This window comes from Bacillus sp. GS3m_15504, from assembly GCF_055825275.1.
In genome coordinates, this window is the sequence record NZ_JBVVNL010000001.1 from 3,587,816 (window position 1) to 3,603,374 (window position 15,559).

Genomic DNA, 15,559 nt, shown 5'->3' on the forward strand with positions numbered 1-15,559 from the left:
TCTTACCTCCTTACTAAGAAAGCTTTCCTATTCTTCATATAAAAAGCCGATTTCATACTACAGAAATCGGCCTACGTTTTAGCAGGAAAATTATTGCGAATTGTTTCAAGCGCATGCTCTTTCACAATTTGTTTCCCATACTCACTTACACGATGAATTGTTAAAGTTGATTCTTCTCCGTATTCTAAAACAATACTTAAAATGCGATCAATTTCTTCCTCATCATGTAGCACTTCATCGAATTCCACATATACATAATAGCGGTCCTCAAATGAATACAGCTCATCTTTTATATCTTCAAAGATAAGACGATGACTTAATGAAATGACATCTTCAAAATCATTAAACTTAATTAAAAAGCCAAACGTACCATCTTCGTTAAAGTTTGTTCCTGCTTGTTCTTCTACCTCTTCCACTAATTCTTGCTGGAATAATGATTCAATGCCTTCATCTAGAGGAATGTCTATAATTTTATCTACACCTATTGGTAGTTCTAGCTTTTGTCCATCCTTTGAAAGTTCTGCTTTCGTTACAAGTACTTCAATCCCTTTATCGACTGCTTGCACTTGAATCCATAACGGCCCATCAATAAAGAAATCGTCATGATCACGAGCTTCGTCCATCATTTCCCAAAAGAGCTCTTCGCTTCTTTCGCGGTCATACCAAATTTCCTCACGATTAAAGCCTCTGTCCTCTATATCAATGTACGTAATAAAAAACTTCATCGTATGATCATTAATTCTTTCAATATCCAAAATACAACTCTCCCTTCCTGCTTAGAATTGTTATGAAGGGATTCCCCACTCATATGACAAATCAATAGATTCTTGTACTCTCATTTTATGATAAGATTCTCCAGAATGGAAATAAAATCGATTTATTTTACAAAAATAGTTATATGCCTATCTTTAATCGACCATCTACACAAATATATCATTATAGCGATTTCTCACTCCTAAAAAATTTGGACATACATTTCCACCTTCCCCCGTACACTGTAATAAAGTGAAACTTTTATTAGAGAAGATTCACCACATACATATAGTTCGCTTATTAAAACATCATAAATGGAGGCAGACGAATGGACTTAGAGTTTTTAACATCTGTACTAATGATTGTCGGTATCGATGTTGTATTAGGTGGTGACAACGCAATTGTTATCGCACTAGCTAGCCGAAATTTACCTGAATCAAAACGAAATAAAGCCATTTTGATCGGCACTCTTTTAGCAATCGTACTAAGAATTGTCCTTACTATACTAGCTGTCTATTTACTCGACATTCCATTTCTGCAACTTATTGGGGGCGTTTTACTTACATTGATTGCAGTAAATTTACTAACTGATAATAGCAATGATCTTTCTTCTATTCAAGGAAAAACAACTTTATTTCAAGCTGTGCGTACAATTGTATTCGCGGACCTTGTTATGGGATTTGACAACGTTATTGCCATTGCAGGGGCAGCTCACGGAAGATTTTCACTCGTAATAATCGGCTTGCTCATTTCTATCCCGATTATTATTTGGGGCAGCAAACTCATTTTAATGCTTATGGAACGCTTTCCATTCCTCATTTATTGCGGGGCAGCAATTCTCGCTTATACAGCAGGCAAAATGGTCACACATGAAGACAGACTTGCAACCTTTTTTCATAACAATCCAAGTTTCACTGCAGGCATTCCCTATTTGTTCATTTTCACTATTTTATGCATCGGCTTTATCGTACAACAAGTTCGATTACGCAATGTGAAACATTAAAAAAAACCTTCTACTATATAATAGGTAGAAGGTTTTCATATTATTATAATTAATTTACAAGACGCTGTGCTTCACGCAATTGGAACGTTCTTACTGTACGTGGTAAGAAACGGCGGATTTCGTCTTCATTGTAACCTACTTGAAGGCGTTTCTCGTCAATCATAATTGGACGACGTAAAATCCCTGGATAGTCACGAATCATCTTATATAAATCTTGAAGTGGTAAAGACTCTAAGTTTACATTTAATTCTTGGAAAACTTTTGAACGAGTAGAAATAATCTCATCCGTTCCGCTTTCTGTCATACGTAAAATCTCTTTAATTTCCTCAATCGTTAATGGATCTGAGAAAATATTACGTTCTGTATAAGGAATATGATTTTCCTCTAGCCATAATTTCGCCTTTCTACAAGACGTACAGCTTGGAGAACTATATAATGTTACCATACAAAGCTCACTCTCCTTAAAGAGTACAAATTCTGTACTAATTACAGTTTAAATTTCTAAATTCAGCAATTTTTCACGATACCTTGTCTTAAAACAAAGTAAAAAATTGCATTTCATGTAAGCAACAACTTTTAGTAAACAACAATTACTTTTAATAAGTAACTTCTATAATCATTATACAATAGATTTTGCAAGAAATATACAGTAAATTTCCTTCTAATTGAGAAAACTCTTCTGTGCATTCCACTGCTATGTAACATGCTTGTACTTACATTAGCTGTTCTTTAACAATAACCCTCAATCCTCTTAAAGCTTGCTTTTCATAGATTTTTCATATGATATATAGTTATTTTCCCATAACCTTTTCTATGAAAACGAGAACGTTTTCTTACCTTTTCTTGATAAATCAATTAAGAAATGTAAGACTATATAAGTGAGAATCCAAAAGAACGTTTGTTCTTATTTTAACAAACATTCTCATTCATGTCTATACGATTTCTAAAATAAATCCATTATTTTTCTGACATTTCTTTCTTTTTCATCTTTTATCTCATACAATAAAAATACAGACATGCAAAGGGGGAATTTGCAAATGATTGCTTTTTTTATTGATTTTGTCACTGTTGCTACCCTCATCATCGGAATAACAGCATTGATTGGTGTCATTACAAATAGCATTGGTGAAAAACTCTTTGGCGGAAAAGAAAAGATGAAGTTTGTTAATAAAAGTTTGGATGTGCAATCCGGCTGGAACGAGGTCGGCGGGAAAGGTATTTATAAGAAACGTACGTATTAAAAAAAGCAGGTAATCACCTGCTTTTTTCTTATTTCTCTACTGACGCCCATTTAAAGCTTAAATCGCCGCCATATTTATGGTTGTACATATTTTTAATTGAATCTCTTTGTAAGTATGCTCTACCTCGTTGATATACTGGAACAATCGCAGCGTCATCAAGTAGCATCTTCTCTGCTTCTAGTAAGTTTTTCCAACGAGCATTTACATCACTTCCATCTTTCTTCGCTTTCATGATAATTTCATCATATTTCGGATTAGAGTATTTCATTTTATTTTGCGATCCGTCCGTCACAAACATATCAAGGTATGTAACTGGATCTGGGAAGTCTGCACTCCATCCAGAGAATGACATGACATAATCGCCCGCATCTTCTAATTTTAGTTTTTGCGCGAATGGTTGTTGTTTAATTTTCACTGTTAAACCTGGTAAATTCTTTTCTAACTCACCTTTTAAATATTCACCTGTTTTTTTCGATAATTCAACGTCTTCATTTAATAGCTCTAATTCGATTTCATTTTTACCAAGCTCTTTTTTACCAGCTTCCCAATATTTCTTCGCTTCTTTCACGTTTGGTTTTACAATATCTCCATTTACAGCACGGAAGTCTTTTTTATCCGGTCCTTTAATGAAGTTATCAGGAATTAATCCTGTTGCTGGCTTAGAACCGTTATTTAATAATGTATCAACGAACGGCTTACGTTCAAAAGCAAGTGAAATTGCTTTACGAATATTTTTATTTGCTAAAGCTGGATCTTTTTGATTTAAACGAAGGAAGAATACAGATGTATCCTCTACTGTTTGGAAATCTGGTTTTCCTTTATATTTATCGATGAACTCTGCTAATAACGTCGCTCGATCGACTGCGTTTGTTTCATATAAATTAATTGGCGTAGACGTATCTTTTACAATGTTAAAGTTTACTTCCTCAATCTTCACTTCTTTATTGTCCCAATATGACGTACTCTTTGTCATTTTAAAGCTACGCTCATGTTGCCAATCACTTAATGTAAATGGTCCGTTATAAAGCGTTGTATTCGCTTCCAAACCAAACTTCGTACCTTGCTCTTTCACAAACTTTTCATTCACAGGATAGAAGATTGGATATACCATTAAATCTACAAGGTATGGAATGGAATTGTCTAATTCCACTTCTAATGTATAATCATCAATCGCTTTTACACCTAATTGATCTGGACTCATCTCTTTTTTATTAATTTTCTCTGCATTTTTTATATCATACATAATGTACGCTGATTTCGCAGCTGTATCTGGGTTAATTGCCCTTTGCCATGCGTATACGAAATCTTTTGCCGTCACAGGCTCACCATTTGACCATTTTGCGTCTTCACGTAATTTAAATGTATATTTTTTACCGTCTTCTGACTTTTGGAATTCCTTCGCTACACCTGGAACAAGCTTATCATCTTTTCCTAAACTGTATAAGCCTTCCATCGTATTAGTCATTACTCTTGAAGAAACTGCATCAGCTGACAACGCTGGATCCATCGTTGGAATTTCTTGCGTTTCAATTAAGTTAATAACTTGCTTCGCACCGCTTTTCCCGCTATCCCCTTTTGCGTTCGCTTGCGGCTCATCTTTTTGGTAGCTACATGCCCCTAACATCATGCTCATTGCTACTGTTGATACTACAAAAACTGGAATCTTTTTTTTCATACTTCCACCCTCCACAAAAATGTTAGCCCTTTCATTTTCAAACAAAAAGAAATATATATATGTTCTAACAATTCATATTATACACACAAATATATTTTTTGTATATTTATATTCCTATTTTATTAAAATTTTCTGTTACAATTTAAACCTTTGTAAACGTTTCATATTGCTAGTTTCTCTTACTAAAGTGTTGAAAATAGTTATTTTTATATTTTTCTAAATTATCAGAGAAAAACGAAATTTATATTTCATAATACTTTATGTATAATTATCCTTCTCTTTTTATCATAAAATAGCACTCCCTTCATAATAAAGATATGTAGGTTAAAATGAGTGCAAAGGTTAAGAAAGTATGTTACGATACACTTTGCTAAAAATAGATATCGGTAAAGAGGGGACGGACATGACAGCAATTCAGGCAAAAAACGGGCCTACTGAGAAATTAAGTTTATTCCTATTAACATGGCCTATTTTTCTAGAAGTTTTTCTATTTATGTTAATGGGGATCGCTGATACTTTCATGTTAAGTGCATTATCAGACGATGCTGTATCTGGGGTTGGTGCAGCGAATCAATATCTCCATATCGCTATTTTGGTACTAGAAGTGATCGGGAACGGCGCTGCTATCGTCGTATCTCAATACCTCGGTTCCAAACGTTTTATGGAAGCATCAAAAATATCAGCTTTAGCCGTCACATTAAATTTAGTGGTCGGACTCGTTATAAGCGCTGGTTTTCTTTTATTCTCAAAACATATGATGATGGCAATGAACTTACAAGGCGATGTACTTATGTATGCACAAAGCTATTTATCTATCGTCGGGGGAGCTATTTTCCTTCAAGCTATTATTAATTCATTAGCCGCAATTATCCGCGTACATGGCTTCACAAAGCAAGCGATGTTTATTTCACTTGGAATGAACATTATTCATATCGCTGGAAACTACGTACTCATTTTCGGGAAATTTGGTTTCCCAGAACTCGGTGTACAAGGGGCTGCCATTTCTTCCGCTGTCAGCAGGCTAATCGCGCTTATCGTTTTCTTCTGGTTACTGTACCGCGTTATGGAGTACCGTGTGAAATTACAATACTACTTCACCTTATCAAAAGAATATATCGGAAAAATTTTAAAAATCGGGATTCCATCTGCATTTGAGCAGGTTATGTATCAAGCTTGCCAAATTGTCTTCTTATACTATGCAACATATTTAGGAACGGAATCGTTAGCGGCTAGACAATACGCTACGAACATTTCTATGTTCACTTATTTATTCTCTATTGCAATCGGTATGGGAACTGCAATTATTATCGGACGCCTCGTTGGCGGTGGTGAAAAAGATGAAGCGTATGAACGCGTATGGAAAAGTGTAAAGTGGGCGATTGGTGTCACTTTATGTATGGTTGCTCTCGTTATTACATTCCGCACACAATTAATGGGACTATTTACAGATAATCCGCACATTATTGCGTTAGGTGCAAGCGTCCTTTTACTAAGTGTACTACTTGAAACAGGGCGTACGATGAACATCGTCATCATCAATTCACTTCGCGCAGCTGGTGATGCAAAGTACCCAGTTTTAATCGGTGCATTCTCTATGGTGTTAATGAGTTTACCACTCGGTTACTTTTTCGCCTTCCATTTAGATATGGGGCTCGTTGGTATTTGGCTAGCTATTGCTATTGATGAATGGACGCGCGCCATTATTATGTTCTTCCGCTGGAAAAGTAGAGCGTGGGAGCGTTATGCACTTGTTAAACCTGAAGAACAAGAGGAGATTGTTTCTGTTCAGGCGCAATAATACTCGTTTAATTAAGGTGTAGTCATTCGTATAGGAAACTTATATTTACGATTCTTTAAATATATCGACTTACGGAGAAATATTGACAACTCTTTTATATAGTAGAAAAAAGCCATTCTTCAGTAATAATAGAAGAATGGCCTTTTTATTATTGATAAATCTCTTTATATTTCTTATACTCCGCTTCAGAACATAGTACAAAATGTCCTGGGCGAATTTCACGCATTGTCGGTTCTTCACTACCATAATTATGCTGAGATGGATCGTATACGATACGTTTACGATTACGCTCATAATCTGGATCTGGAAGTGGAATCGCTGATAATAGTGATTTAGTATATGGATGAATTGGATTCGCATATAACTCATCACTTGTTGTTAATTCAACGATTTGACCACGGTACATTACACCAATGCGGTCACTAATGTATTTTACCATTGATAAATCATGGGCAATGAATAAGTACGTTAAACCTTTTTCTTTTTGTAACTTTTTCAGTAAGTTTACAACTTGCGCCTGAATTGATACGTCAAGTGCTGAGATTGGCTCATCGGCAATGATAAATTCAGGTTCTACAGCAAGTGCACGAGCGATACCGATACGCTGACGTTGTCCACCTGAGAATTCATGCGGGAAACGGTTTGCGTGCTCTTTATTTAAGCCAACTGTGTTTAATAATTCATGAACACGGTCCATACGCTCTTTTTTGTTTTTTGCTAGTCCGTGAATATCGATACCTTCTGCAATAATATCCCCTACTGTCATACGAGGGTTTAATGATGCATATGGATCTTGGAAAATCATTTGCATTTTACGATTGAATTTCTTCAGTTCTGCGCGTGATTTTTTACCATGTACATTTTCACCGTCGAACAACACTTCACCAGCAGTTGCATCATATAAACGAATAATCGTTCTTCCAGTTGTTGATTTACCACAACCCGATTCTCCTACAAGACCAAATGTTTCTCCGCGGTAAATATCAAATGAAATATCGTTAACCGCTTTGACAACACCACCACTCACGTCAAAGTGTTGCTTTACATTTTTTACTTCAATTAATTTCTCACGTTGTTTAGTCATGTTGTTCACCTGCTTTCATTTGAAGAATGCGTTTTTCAACGACTGCCGGCGGTCTTACTTCTGGAGCTTGCTCATGAAGTAACCAAGTTGCCGCATAGTGTGTATCACTTACTTTAAATAAAGGTGGGTCCATTTCAAAATCAATTTTCAGTGCCTGCGGGTTACGTGGTGCAAAAGCATCTCCCTTTGGCGGCTTCAATAAATCTGGAGGCGTTCCAGGAATTGCGTATAACTCTTCCTCTGAACCATCTAAACTTGGCATAGATGCGATTAAGCCCCAAGTATACGGATGTTTCGGATTGTAGAAAATTTCATCTACAGTTCCGATTTCAACAACTTTACCAGCGTACATAACTGCTACGCGGTCCGCAACGTTTGCCACTACACCTAAGTCATGCGTAATGAAAATGATTGCTGCTTCTGTTTTTTGCTGAATGTCCTTCATAAGCTCTAAAATTTGCGCCTGAATTGTAACGTCTAGCGCGGTTGTCGGCTCATCGGCAATCAATAATTTCGGGTTACAAGCTAACGCCATCGCAATAACTACACGCTGTCTCATACCACCAGAGAATTGGTGCGGATATTGCTTTAAGCGAGCTTCTGGATTTGGAATACCCACAAGATCGATTAATTCTAAAGCAACTTTACGTGCATCTGCTTTACTCATCCCTTGGTGTTTAATAAGGCCTTCCATAATTTGATTTCCAATTGTCATCGTTGGGTTTAATGATGTCATTGGATCTTGGAAAATCATCGCGATATCTTTACCACGTACTTGCTGCATTTCTTTTTCTGTTAATTTCGTTAAGTCACGACCTTCAAATACGATTTCACCATTTTTAATGCGTCCAGGAGGATTCGGAATTAATCCCATTAACGCTTTAGAAGTAACTGATTTACCAGAACCAGATTCTCCTACAATCGCTAATGTTTCTCCTTTTTTCAAATCAAAAGTAACGCCGCGGACAGCTTGTACTTCACCTGCATGTGTATCAAAGGAGACTTGTAAATCTTTTACCTCTAACAATGTTTTCATCTTTGCCTCTCCCCTCTTTTACTTACGCATTTTTGGATCTAACGCGTCGCGTAATCCGTCTGCCATTAAGTTAAACGCTAAGATTAATATACTGATAACAACCGCAGGGATGAACATCATATGCGGATACGTTTGAATTGATTTATAACCGTCATTTACAAGAGAACCAAGTGACGCGAATGGTGGCTGAATACCTAAACCGATGAAGCTTAAGAACGCCTCACCAAACACCGCTGTTGGGATTGTAAACATTGTCATTACGATAATTGGTCCCATTACGTTCGGGATTAAGTGTTTTACAATTAATTGTGTATTTGTTGCACCTAATGTACGAGATGCTAATACGTATTCTTGATTTTTTAATTTTAGGATTTGTCCACGAACGATACGCGACATCCCTATCCAACCTGTAATTGCCATTGCGAGTGTAATTGACCATATACCAGATCCCATAATGATTACCATTAAAATAACGATGATTAAGTATGGAATACCGTTAATAATCTCCATAATACGTTGCATAATGTTATCTACTCTACCGCCATAGAATGCTGAAATACCTCCATATGCAACCCCAATTACTAAGTCAATTGCTGCTGCTAAAAGAGCGATATATAATGATACGCGCGTACCTTCCCATGTTCTTGTCCATAAATCGCGGCCAAGATCATCTGTACCAAACCAGAAATACTCTTTAATATCACGTTTTTCATATTGGTCAACACCATATTGATCAGTACCATCAAATGGTAACCAATGAACATTTTCAATAACTGGAATTTTCGGTGGTAATTTCGCACGTCCTAAATCTTGCTCTTTATACGAGTGCTTACTTACCATCGGTCCTAAAATTGCTAGTAAGATAATAAGCGTTAATAAAACTAAACCGAACATTGCTCCTTTATGTTGGAACAAACGTCTTCTTACATCTTGCCAAAACGTTAAGCTTGGACGGGCAATGACTTCATTATCCACATTATTTTGATTGGCTTGTTGAAATAAATCTGGAGATAATTTTTGTACATCTTTCATCATTTTTTCCCTCCCGCTAAACGAATTCGAGGATCAATAATTCCGTATAAAATATCGACAATGAAAATAACTAAGATGAAGATTGCACTATAGAAAATTGTAGTTCCCATAATAACTGTATAGTCATTCACTGTAATAGATTTAACGAACTGCTCCCCTAGTCCTGGTACAGCATAAATTTGCTCAATAACTAATGTACCTGTAATTAACCCTGCAACCATTGGTCCTAAAATTGTTACAACTGGAATTAACGCGTTACGAAGTGCGTGTTTAATAATGATAACACCTTGGCTAATTCCTTTCGCTTTCGCTGTTAAAATGTAGTCAGCTTGCATAACTTCAATTAACTCTGCACGAGCGAAACGTGCGATTGTTGCGATAACTGCCATCGATAAAGCGATTGTAGGCATTACTGTAAACTCTGGTCCTTTCCAGAATGCTACTGGGAACCATCCAAGTTTTACCCCTACGAAATATTGTAGTAATGCGGCGAATACGAACGATGGTACCGACATCCCGAGTACGGAAATAATTGTCGCCCCATAATCGACCCACGTATTGTTACGAAGTGCCGCAACGATTCCTAAAATTAAACCGATAAATGTTCCTAATATAATCGCTTGTAAACCAAGTTGTGCTGATGGTCCAATGCGATCCACAATCATATCTGTTACTGGACGGTTATCATATTGGAATGATACCCCTAAATCACCTTTTGCTAAGTTACCTAAGTAACGTGCATATTGAACTGGTACTGGATCATTTAAACCATATTTTTCAAGAATGATTTCTTTTTGTGCCGGTGATAACTTCTCCTGATTTTTAAGCGGAGAACCCGGAAGTAATTTCATCAAAAAGAAAGTCAGTGTAGTAATTAAAAATAATGTCAAAGCCATGTACACGAAACGTTTTAATACATAACGTCCCATAGTCAAGCACCTCCCCGTTTTTCTCAAAAGCAATAAGATAGTTTAAAATATTCTTACTTTTATTTTTTTAAAATAAGAGCATATGCCCATCATAGGCATATACCCTTATTCATGATGGAAACCATTTTTAATTTTTTAGTTCAACCCACTTATAGCTAAATTCCCCGCCATATTTATGTTCTAATAGGCCAGTAATTGAGCCACGTTGTAAATAAGCTTTTCCTGGTTGATATACTGGAGCAATCGCTGCATCTTCAAGCAGTTGTTTTTCTGCTTGTAATAATGCATCCCAACGAGCTTGTACATCAACTTCTGTTTTTGCTTTTTTAATTAAATCATCATACGCTGGGTTTGCGTAATGTACTTTGTTTTGCGCATTACCTGTCGTATACATTTCAAGGAATGACATTGGATCCATATAATCTGGACTCCATCCCGCATATGACATTGCATAATCTCCACTTGCTTCAAGTTTTAATTTTTGTGCAAATGGCTGCATTTTCGTTGGAACTGTTAAACCTGGTAAGTTCTTTTCAAATTGGCCTTTTAAATACTCTCCAATTTTTTTAGCATCGTCAGTATCAAAGTTTAATAGCTCTAACTCTACTTTGTCTACACCAAGTTCTTTTTTACCAGCTTCCCAGTATTTTTGTGCTTCTTTCATATCCTCTTTTATAAGCTTTCCGTTTTCTTCACGGAAGTCTTTTCCATTCGGACCTTTTGCTAAGCCTTTCGGAACAAAACCGTATATACCCTCTGAACCATCGTTTAAGATCACTTTTCCAATGTTTTCACGTTCAAAGGACATTGCAATTGCTTTTCGGATATTTTTATTTGCTAAAAATTTATTCTTTTCATTTAAGCGAATAAATTGTGTAGATGGTTTCTTAATCGTTTTAAAGTCAGCATCTGATTTGTATTTATCTACAAACTCTGATGTTAAGACTACACGATCAATTGCTTTCGTTTCATATAAATTTATAGCAGTTGAACGATCCTTAACAATATTGAAGTTTATTTCCTCAAGTTTTACTTCTTTATTTTCCCAATACGATGGATTCTTCTTAAGTTGGAAACTTTGTTCATGCTTCCATTCATTTAATACGAATGGACCATTATAAAGTGTCGTATTGGATTCTAATCCAAATTTTGCTCCTTGTTCTGTTACAAACTTCTCATTCAAAGGATACAATGTTGGATAGACTGTTAAACTTACAAAATAAGGAACAGGGTTATCTAATTCCACTTCAAGTGTATGATCATCAATTGCCTTTACACCAAGTTCTTCAACTGGTAATTCTTTTTTGTTAACTTTCTCCGCATTTTTAACATCAAATAGTATGTAAGCAAACTTGGCACCCGTGTTTGAATCTACAGCTCTTCGCCAAGAATAAACGAAGTCTTTCGCTGTTACCGGTTCACCATTAGACCATTTCGCATCTTCACGTAACTTAAACACATACTTTTTGCCATCCTCTGATTTCTCATAAGATTTAGCGACACCTGGAACAAGTTTATCATCTTTCCCCAGACGATATAACCCTTCCATTGTGTTATTCATGATGTTAGAAGATGTTGCATCTGTTGATAACGTCGTATCCATAGTTGGAATTTCAGCTGTTTCAGTTAGATTTAGCACTTGCTTGTTTGAGGATTTTTCTTTTGCGCCTGCTTTATTATCCTCTTTTTGGTAACTACAAGCTCCTAACATACTGACAGTCAACGTCGATGCAAGTAATAACGGTATCTTTTTCTTCATGTTGTGTTGCCTCCCCTAATTGCACTTCCTGTACCCTCACTTGTAAAAAAGTAGAATTGAAAGAATAATCTCCAAGTTTCTACAATTTTCATTATACATATAATATAACAATTGTGAATATAGTTTTTTGTTTTTTTGTTAAAATTTTTAATAAAATGTTTATATTTTTATTTTTTTGTAAAGGGATACGTTAACATTGCTACCATCATCTTGCAATCAGACCTTTAATTGCGTATAATTTTCAAAAAATTAATTCTAGTACATATTATAGCTTTTATAGTATAATAATTCTAGTAATATTTTGACGGAGGGGAACATTTTGAATAAAGTTTTTTTTCATACTTGTATACTAATTTTCATAGCGATAATTGCTTCTAGTATTGGTGCATTCCTCGTTTCATCGCAGTTTTTGTTGAATTTTGTCAACATCTCGTTCTATATCGCACTATTTTTTATTCTTATAGGCGGTTTTTTATTCATATTTCAAAATGGATTTTTTAATGTAACAATTTACGCCTTCCAAAGAGTATTTGGTACGAATAAAAAAATCGACTCTTTAATTGAAGAAGTAGAGGAACCTGTCGATAAGAAAGAACGTATTTATAAAACATATTCATTCAAATGGACGTATCCAATTTGCATTACCGGTATCGTTCTTGGGTTATTCTCTACCCTCATTAGCTTTACTATTTTGATGTAGTTTGCAAACACTATCCCATATGATATAATAATCAGCAAAACATTTTGTTATAAAACTTTAGTTCTTTCATATTTAAAGAGCTCAGGTAACAATAAATAAATTTATATGTATGCGATGATAAAGAAGAGTACATATTGAGGCAATTTCAGAGAGCTTGTGGCTGGTGTGAACAAGTAATTGTACAGTATGGAATGGGCTTTTGAGCACCAAACCGAACCGAAAGTAGTAGGCTTTGGCGTTATATCCAAACGTTATTATGGATTAGAGAGATTTCACAGTAGTGAAATAATTAGGGTGGTACCGCGGTCCATTCGTCCCTATAGTTTTTTGGGATGAATGGGCTTTTTTGTTTGCCTTCTCTTCCCCATCACGCATTCAAATTTAGGAGGAATTACTTATGTCAGTTATCTTTTCTGGTATTCAGCCGAGTGGAACGATTACACTTGGAAACTATTTAGGAGCTATGAAGCAATTTACAGAGCTTCAAAATGAACACGACTGTTATTTCTGTATTGTAAACCAACATGCGATTACAGTACCTCAAGATCCGGTACAACTTCGTAAAAACATCCGCAGTCTTGCTGCACTTTATGTAGCATGCGGTATCGATCCTGAAAAAGCTACTTTATTTGTACAGTCAGAAGTACCAGCACACGCTCAACTAGGATGGATTATGCAATCCGTTGCTTACGTTGGAGAATTAGAGCGTATGACGCAATATAAAGATAAAGCATCAGGTAGAGATTCAGTTCCAGCCGGATTACTAACTTATCCACCATTAATGGCTGCTGATATTTTACTTTACAACACTGAAATCGTACCTGTTGGTGATGATCAAAAACAACATATGGAATTAACACGCGACCTAGCAGAGCGTTTCAACAAACGCTTCCGTGAAGTATTCACAATTCCTGAAATTCGCATTCCAAAAGTAGGGGCTCGCGTTATGTCACTAACAGAACCTACAAAAAAAATGAGTAAATCTGATCCGAATCCAAAATCAATGATCAGCATGCTTGATGAACCAAAAACAATTGAAAAGAAAATTAAGAGTGCTGTAACTGATTCTGAAGGTATCGTGAAATTTGATAAAGAAAACAAACCTGGCATCTCTAACTTATTAACAATCTACTCTTCATTCTCTGGAAAAACAGTTGAAGAAATTGAAGCAATGTACGAAGGAAAAGGATACGGCGACTTTAAAGGCGATCTGGCACAAGTAGTCGTAGAAGCGATCCGCCCAATCCAAGACAAATATAACGAACTAATCAACTCACCAGAACTAGACGAAATTCTAGACAAAGGTGCCGAAAAAGCAAACCGCGTTGCATTCAAACAACTACGCAAAGTAGAAAACGCAATGGGGTTAAGTAGAAAACGTAGGTAACATATAAAGCGGAAGCGGCTTGCTTAGAATGTGAGGGGGATGGAGCTCCTGACGTAGAGGCGCTTTTTTCCTCGCAGGAAGGCGCGAAGCCACCGAACATTCTTGCTGCTGGAGCTAGATTTCATATAAAGCGGAGGCGGCTCGTTCAGCTCTGACTGGCTAAGGTTCTTTCGCATAAAAGGCGCTTTTTGCCTTCTTATGCGGAAGGTTCTTAGACACGAAGAGCTTGCCGCTGGAGCTAGACTACAACAAATTAAAAAAACCGCCAATCGGCGGTTTTTTAATTTACCTTTTGCTCGTTTTCCATTTCCCATAACTTTTCAAAAAATGGCTGTCCTTTTACGAGACGCTCGCATAATTGTTCGTGCTTCTCAGACCAACCTGTTTTCGCTTCATCATACAGCTTAGCCCAAATATCTTCAAATTCCATATGTTGAACCATTCCGTATGCTGATGGATCCCACTCTGTGAACCAATAGCGAATTTCTGCTGTGTTTTTCGTTGTATGTAATTGATCTAACGCCATAAATAATAATTGTTTAAGCTGTCTTTCTTTACGAGTTAAGCCATTCATAACGAAAGGCGATGGTGATAAAATATGATGTTCTTTTTCCATTTCTTCTACTTGGAACTCATACTTTTCTGCTTGTACGTTTTCTACCATCTCATATACCATCTGCTCTTGGCGCGGTATAAGTCTACTTTTCCGAATCGGTACATTGTAACCAATTGTATCGATCGCAATAATTCCTTTTCCATCTGTAACTACAAAGCAATACTCTTGCTGCAAACGTTCATGATTTTTACGAATATAAGCCTTATGATGTACGTCTTCCAACAATTTTTGCGGAAGCTCTAACAATTCGTTCTCGATGTAATGATATAATGTGGAATCTACTTTTAATAATGGCACTTGATCTAATAGCTCAATCGTATCATCTTTCCGCCATTCGTAAAAATGACAAACGTTATACCCATTTTCTTCACCTTCAAACCAATTTACCCATACATCATGTAGATATAACATTCACTACCCCTCACTTCACTACTGTTTGTATCCATCATTATGTTCAATTTTTCTTAACTTTATTCCACCTAAGGAAATATATTCTAATTATTATTTTTTCTTCTATTAATACTAAAAAAACAGGAAAGAGAGCTC

At 36.1% G+C, this 15,559-nt stretch carries 14 protein-coding genes and 1 other annotated feature; of the genes, 5 read left to right on the forward strand and 9 right to left on the reverse strand.

Translation table 11 applies throughout. The features are described from left to right. Positions 1-71: 71 nt before the first annotated feature. Positions 72-755 (reverse strand): adaptor protein MecA, encoded by a 684-nt coding sequence (gene mecA, locus AC0L0O_RS18900; protein ID WP_000350710.1) that lies wholly within the window; start codon positions 753-755, stop codon positions 72-74. 326 nt (positions 756-1,081) lie between these two features. Between mecA and AC0L0O_RS18905 the strand changes: the two genes are divergently transcribed. Next, entirely contained in the window at positions 1,082-1,756 is a 675-nt protein-coding gene (locus tag AC0L0O_RS18905) for a TerC family protein (RefSeq protein WP_000362620.1), read from the forward strand. 49 nt (positions 1,757-1,805) lie between these two features. Here the strand turns inward: AC0L0O_RS18905 and spx are convergent, their stop codons facing one another. Beyond that, positions 1,806-2,201, reverse strand: a complete 396-nt coding sequence (spx, locus tag AC0L0O_RS18910; protein ID WP_000258267.1) for a transcriptional regulator Spx — start codon at positions 2,199-2,201, stop codon at positions 1,806-1,808. A gap of 592 nt (positions 2,202-2,793) precedes the next feature. Between spx and AC0L0O_RS18915 the strand changes: the two genes are divergently transcribed. Beyond that, positions 2,794-2,997 carry a hypothetical protein gene (locus AC0L0O_RS18915; RefSeq protein WP_000559980.1) on the forward strand — a complete coding sequence of 68 codons (204 nt, stop codon included), beginning with the start codon at positions 2,794-2,796 and terminating at the stop codon, positions 2,995-2,997. 28 nt (positions 2,998-3,025) lie between these two features. On the opposite strand, the gene AC0L0O_RS18920 is transcribed toward AC0L0O_RS18915, so the two are convergent. Further along, entirely contained in the window at positions 3,026-4,672 is a 1,647-nt protein-coding gene (locus tag AC0L0O_RS18920; RefSeq protein WP_000727257.1) for a peptide ABC transporter substrate-binding protein, read from the reverse strand. A 352-nt stretch (positions 4,673-5,024) separates the two neighbouring features. Between AC0L0O_RS18920 and AC0L0O_RS18925 the strand changes: the two genes are divergently transcribed. Further along, positions 5,025-6,470, forward strand: coding sequence for an MATE family efflux transporter (locus tag AC0L0O_RS18925; RefSeq protein ID WP_003296963.1), 1,446 nt, complete (start codon positions 5,025-5,027; stop codon positions 6,468-6,470). Positions 6,471-6,618: 148 nt separating this feature from the next. Here the strand turns inward: AC0L0O_RS18925 and AC0L0O_RS18930 are convergent, their stop codons facing one another. From AC0L0O_RS18930 to AC0L0O_RS18950, 5 genes are all read right to left on the reverse strand, one after another. Further along, positions 6,619-7,554 (reverse strand): ABC transporter ATP-binding protein, encoded by a 936-nt coding sequence (locus AC0L0O_RS18930; RefSeq protein WP_000166346.1) that lies wholly within the window; start codon positions 7,552-7,554, stop codon positions 6,619-6,621. Continuing rightward, on the reverse strand, positions 7,547-8,590 hold the full coding sequence (locus AC0L0O_RS18935) for an ABC transporter ATP-binding protein (RefSeq protein WP_000854348.1): 1,044 nt from the start codon (positions 8,588-8,590) through the stop codon (positions 7,547-7,549). The genes AC0L0O_RS18930 and AC0L0O_RS18935 overlap by 8 nt, the downstream gene beginning before the upstream one ends. A gap of 18 nt (positions 8,591-8,608) precedes the next feature. Then, entirely contained in the window at positions 8,609-9,625 is a 1,017-nt protein-coding gene (gene opp3C / locus AC0L0O_RS18940; RefSeq protein WP_000974102.1) for an oligopeptide ABC transporter permease, read from the reverse strand. Further along, the gene (gene opp3b / locus AC0L0O_RS18945) at positions 9,622-10,551 is read right to left on the reverse strand and encodes an oligopeptide ABC transporter permease (protein WP_000534165.1); all 930 of its coding nucleotides are present in this window, start codon (positions 10,549-10,551) and stop codon (positions 9,622-9,624) included. Before opp3b ends, opp3C begins: the two co-directional genes overlap by 4 nt. 127 nt (positions 10,552-10,678) lie before the next feature. Continuing rightward, positions 10,679-12,310 (reverse strand): peptide ABC transporter substrate-binding protein, encoded by a 1,632-nt coding sequence (locus AC0L0O_RS18950; protein WP_000727231.1) that lies wholly within the window; start codon positions 12,308-12,310, stop codon positions 10,679-10,681. 319 nt (positions 12,311-12,629) lie between these two features. Here AC0L0O_RS18950 and AC0L0O_RS18955 point away from each other — a divergent pair, with 319 nt between their 5' ends. Beyond that, positions 12,630-13,010 (forward strand): DUF3899 domain-containing protein, encoded by a 381-nt coding sequence (locus AC0L0O_RS18955; protein ID WP_001984973.1) that lies wholly within the window; start codon positions 12,630-12,632, stop codon positions 13,008-13,010. 105 nt (positions 13,011-13,115) lie between these two features. Next, positions 13,116-13,332 (forward strand) — a binding site (T-box leader). A gap of 75 nt (positions 13,333-13,407) precedes the next feature. Next, complete coding sequence (trpS, locus tag AC0L0O_RS18960; RefSeq protein ID WP_000110993.1) at positions 13,408-14,397, forward strand: tryptophan--tRNA ligase; 990 nt, start codon at positions 13,408-13,410, stop codon at positions 14,395-14,397. Positions 14,398-14,677: 280 nt separating this feature from the next. On the opposite strand, the gene AC0L0O_RS18965 is transcribed toward trpS, so the two are convergent. Further along, a complete protein-coding gene (locus tag AC0L0O_RS18965) occupies positions 14,678-15,424 on the reverse strand; it encodes a YjbA family protein (protein WP_000966134.1) in 747 nt (248 codons plus the stop codon). Positions 15,425-15,559 lie beyond the last annotated feature (135 nt).

Excerpts from the sequence above, each read along its gene's own strand:
- AC0L0O_RS18915 (WP_000559980.1), top strand. The coding sequence starts at position 2,794 with ATGATTGCTTTTTTTATTGATTTTGTCACTGTTGCTACCCTCATCATC.
- AC0L0O_RS18965 (WP_000966134.1), bottom strand. The coding sequence starts at position 15,424 with ATGTTATATCTACATGATGTATGGGTAAATTGGTTTGAAGGTGAAGAA.
- opp3C (WP_000974102.1), bottom strand. The coding sequence starts at position 9,625 with ATGATGAAAGATGTACAAAAATTATCTCCAGATTTATTTCAACAAGCC.
- trpS (WP_000110993.1), top strand. The coding sequence starts at position 13,408 with ATGTCAGTTATCTTTTCTGGTATTCAGCCGAGTGGAACGATTACACTT.
- AC0L0O_RS18905 (WP_000362620.1), top strand. The coding sequence starts at position 1,082 with ATGGACTTAGAGTTTTTAACATCTGTACTAATGATTGTCGGTATCGAT.
- AC0L0O_RS18935 (WP_000854348.1), bottom strand. The coding sequence starts at position 8,590 with ATGAAAACATTGTTAGAGGTAAAAGATTTACAAGTCTCCTTTGATACA.
- opp3b (WP_000534165.1), bottom strand. The coding sequence starts at position 10,551 with ATGGGACGTTATGTATTAAAACGTTTCGTGTACATGGCTTTGACATTA.
- AC0L0O_RS18950 (WP_000727231.1), bottom strand. The coding sequence starts at position 12,310 with ATGAAGAAAAAGATACCGTTATTACTTGCATCGACGTTGACTGTCAGT.
- AC0L0O_RS18925 (WP_003296963.1), top strand. The coding sequence starts at position 5,025 with ATGTTACGATACACTTTGCTAAAAATAGATATCGGTAAAGAGGGGACG.
- AC0L0O_RS18920 (WP_000727257.1), bottom strand. The coding sequence starts at position 4,672 with ATGAAAAAAAAGATTCCAGTTTTTGTAGTATCAACAGTAGCAATGAGC.
- AC0L0O_RS18930 (WP_000166346.1), bottom strand. The coding sequence starts at position 7,554 with ATGACTAAACAACGTGAGAAATTAATTGAAGTAAAAAATGTAAAGCAA.
- spx (WP_000258267.1), bottom strand. The coding sequence starts at position 2,201 with ATGGTAACATTATATAGTTCTCCAAGCTGTACGTCTTGTAGAAAGGCG.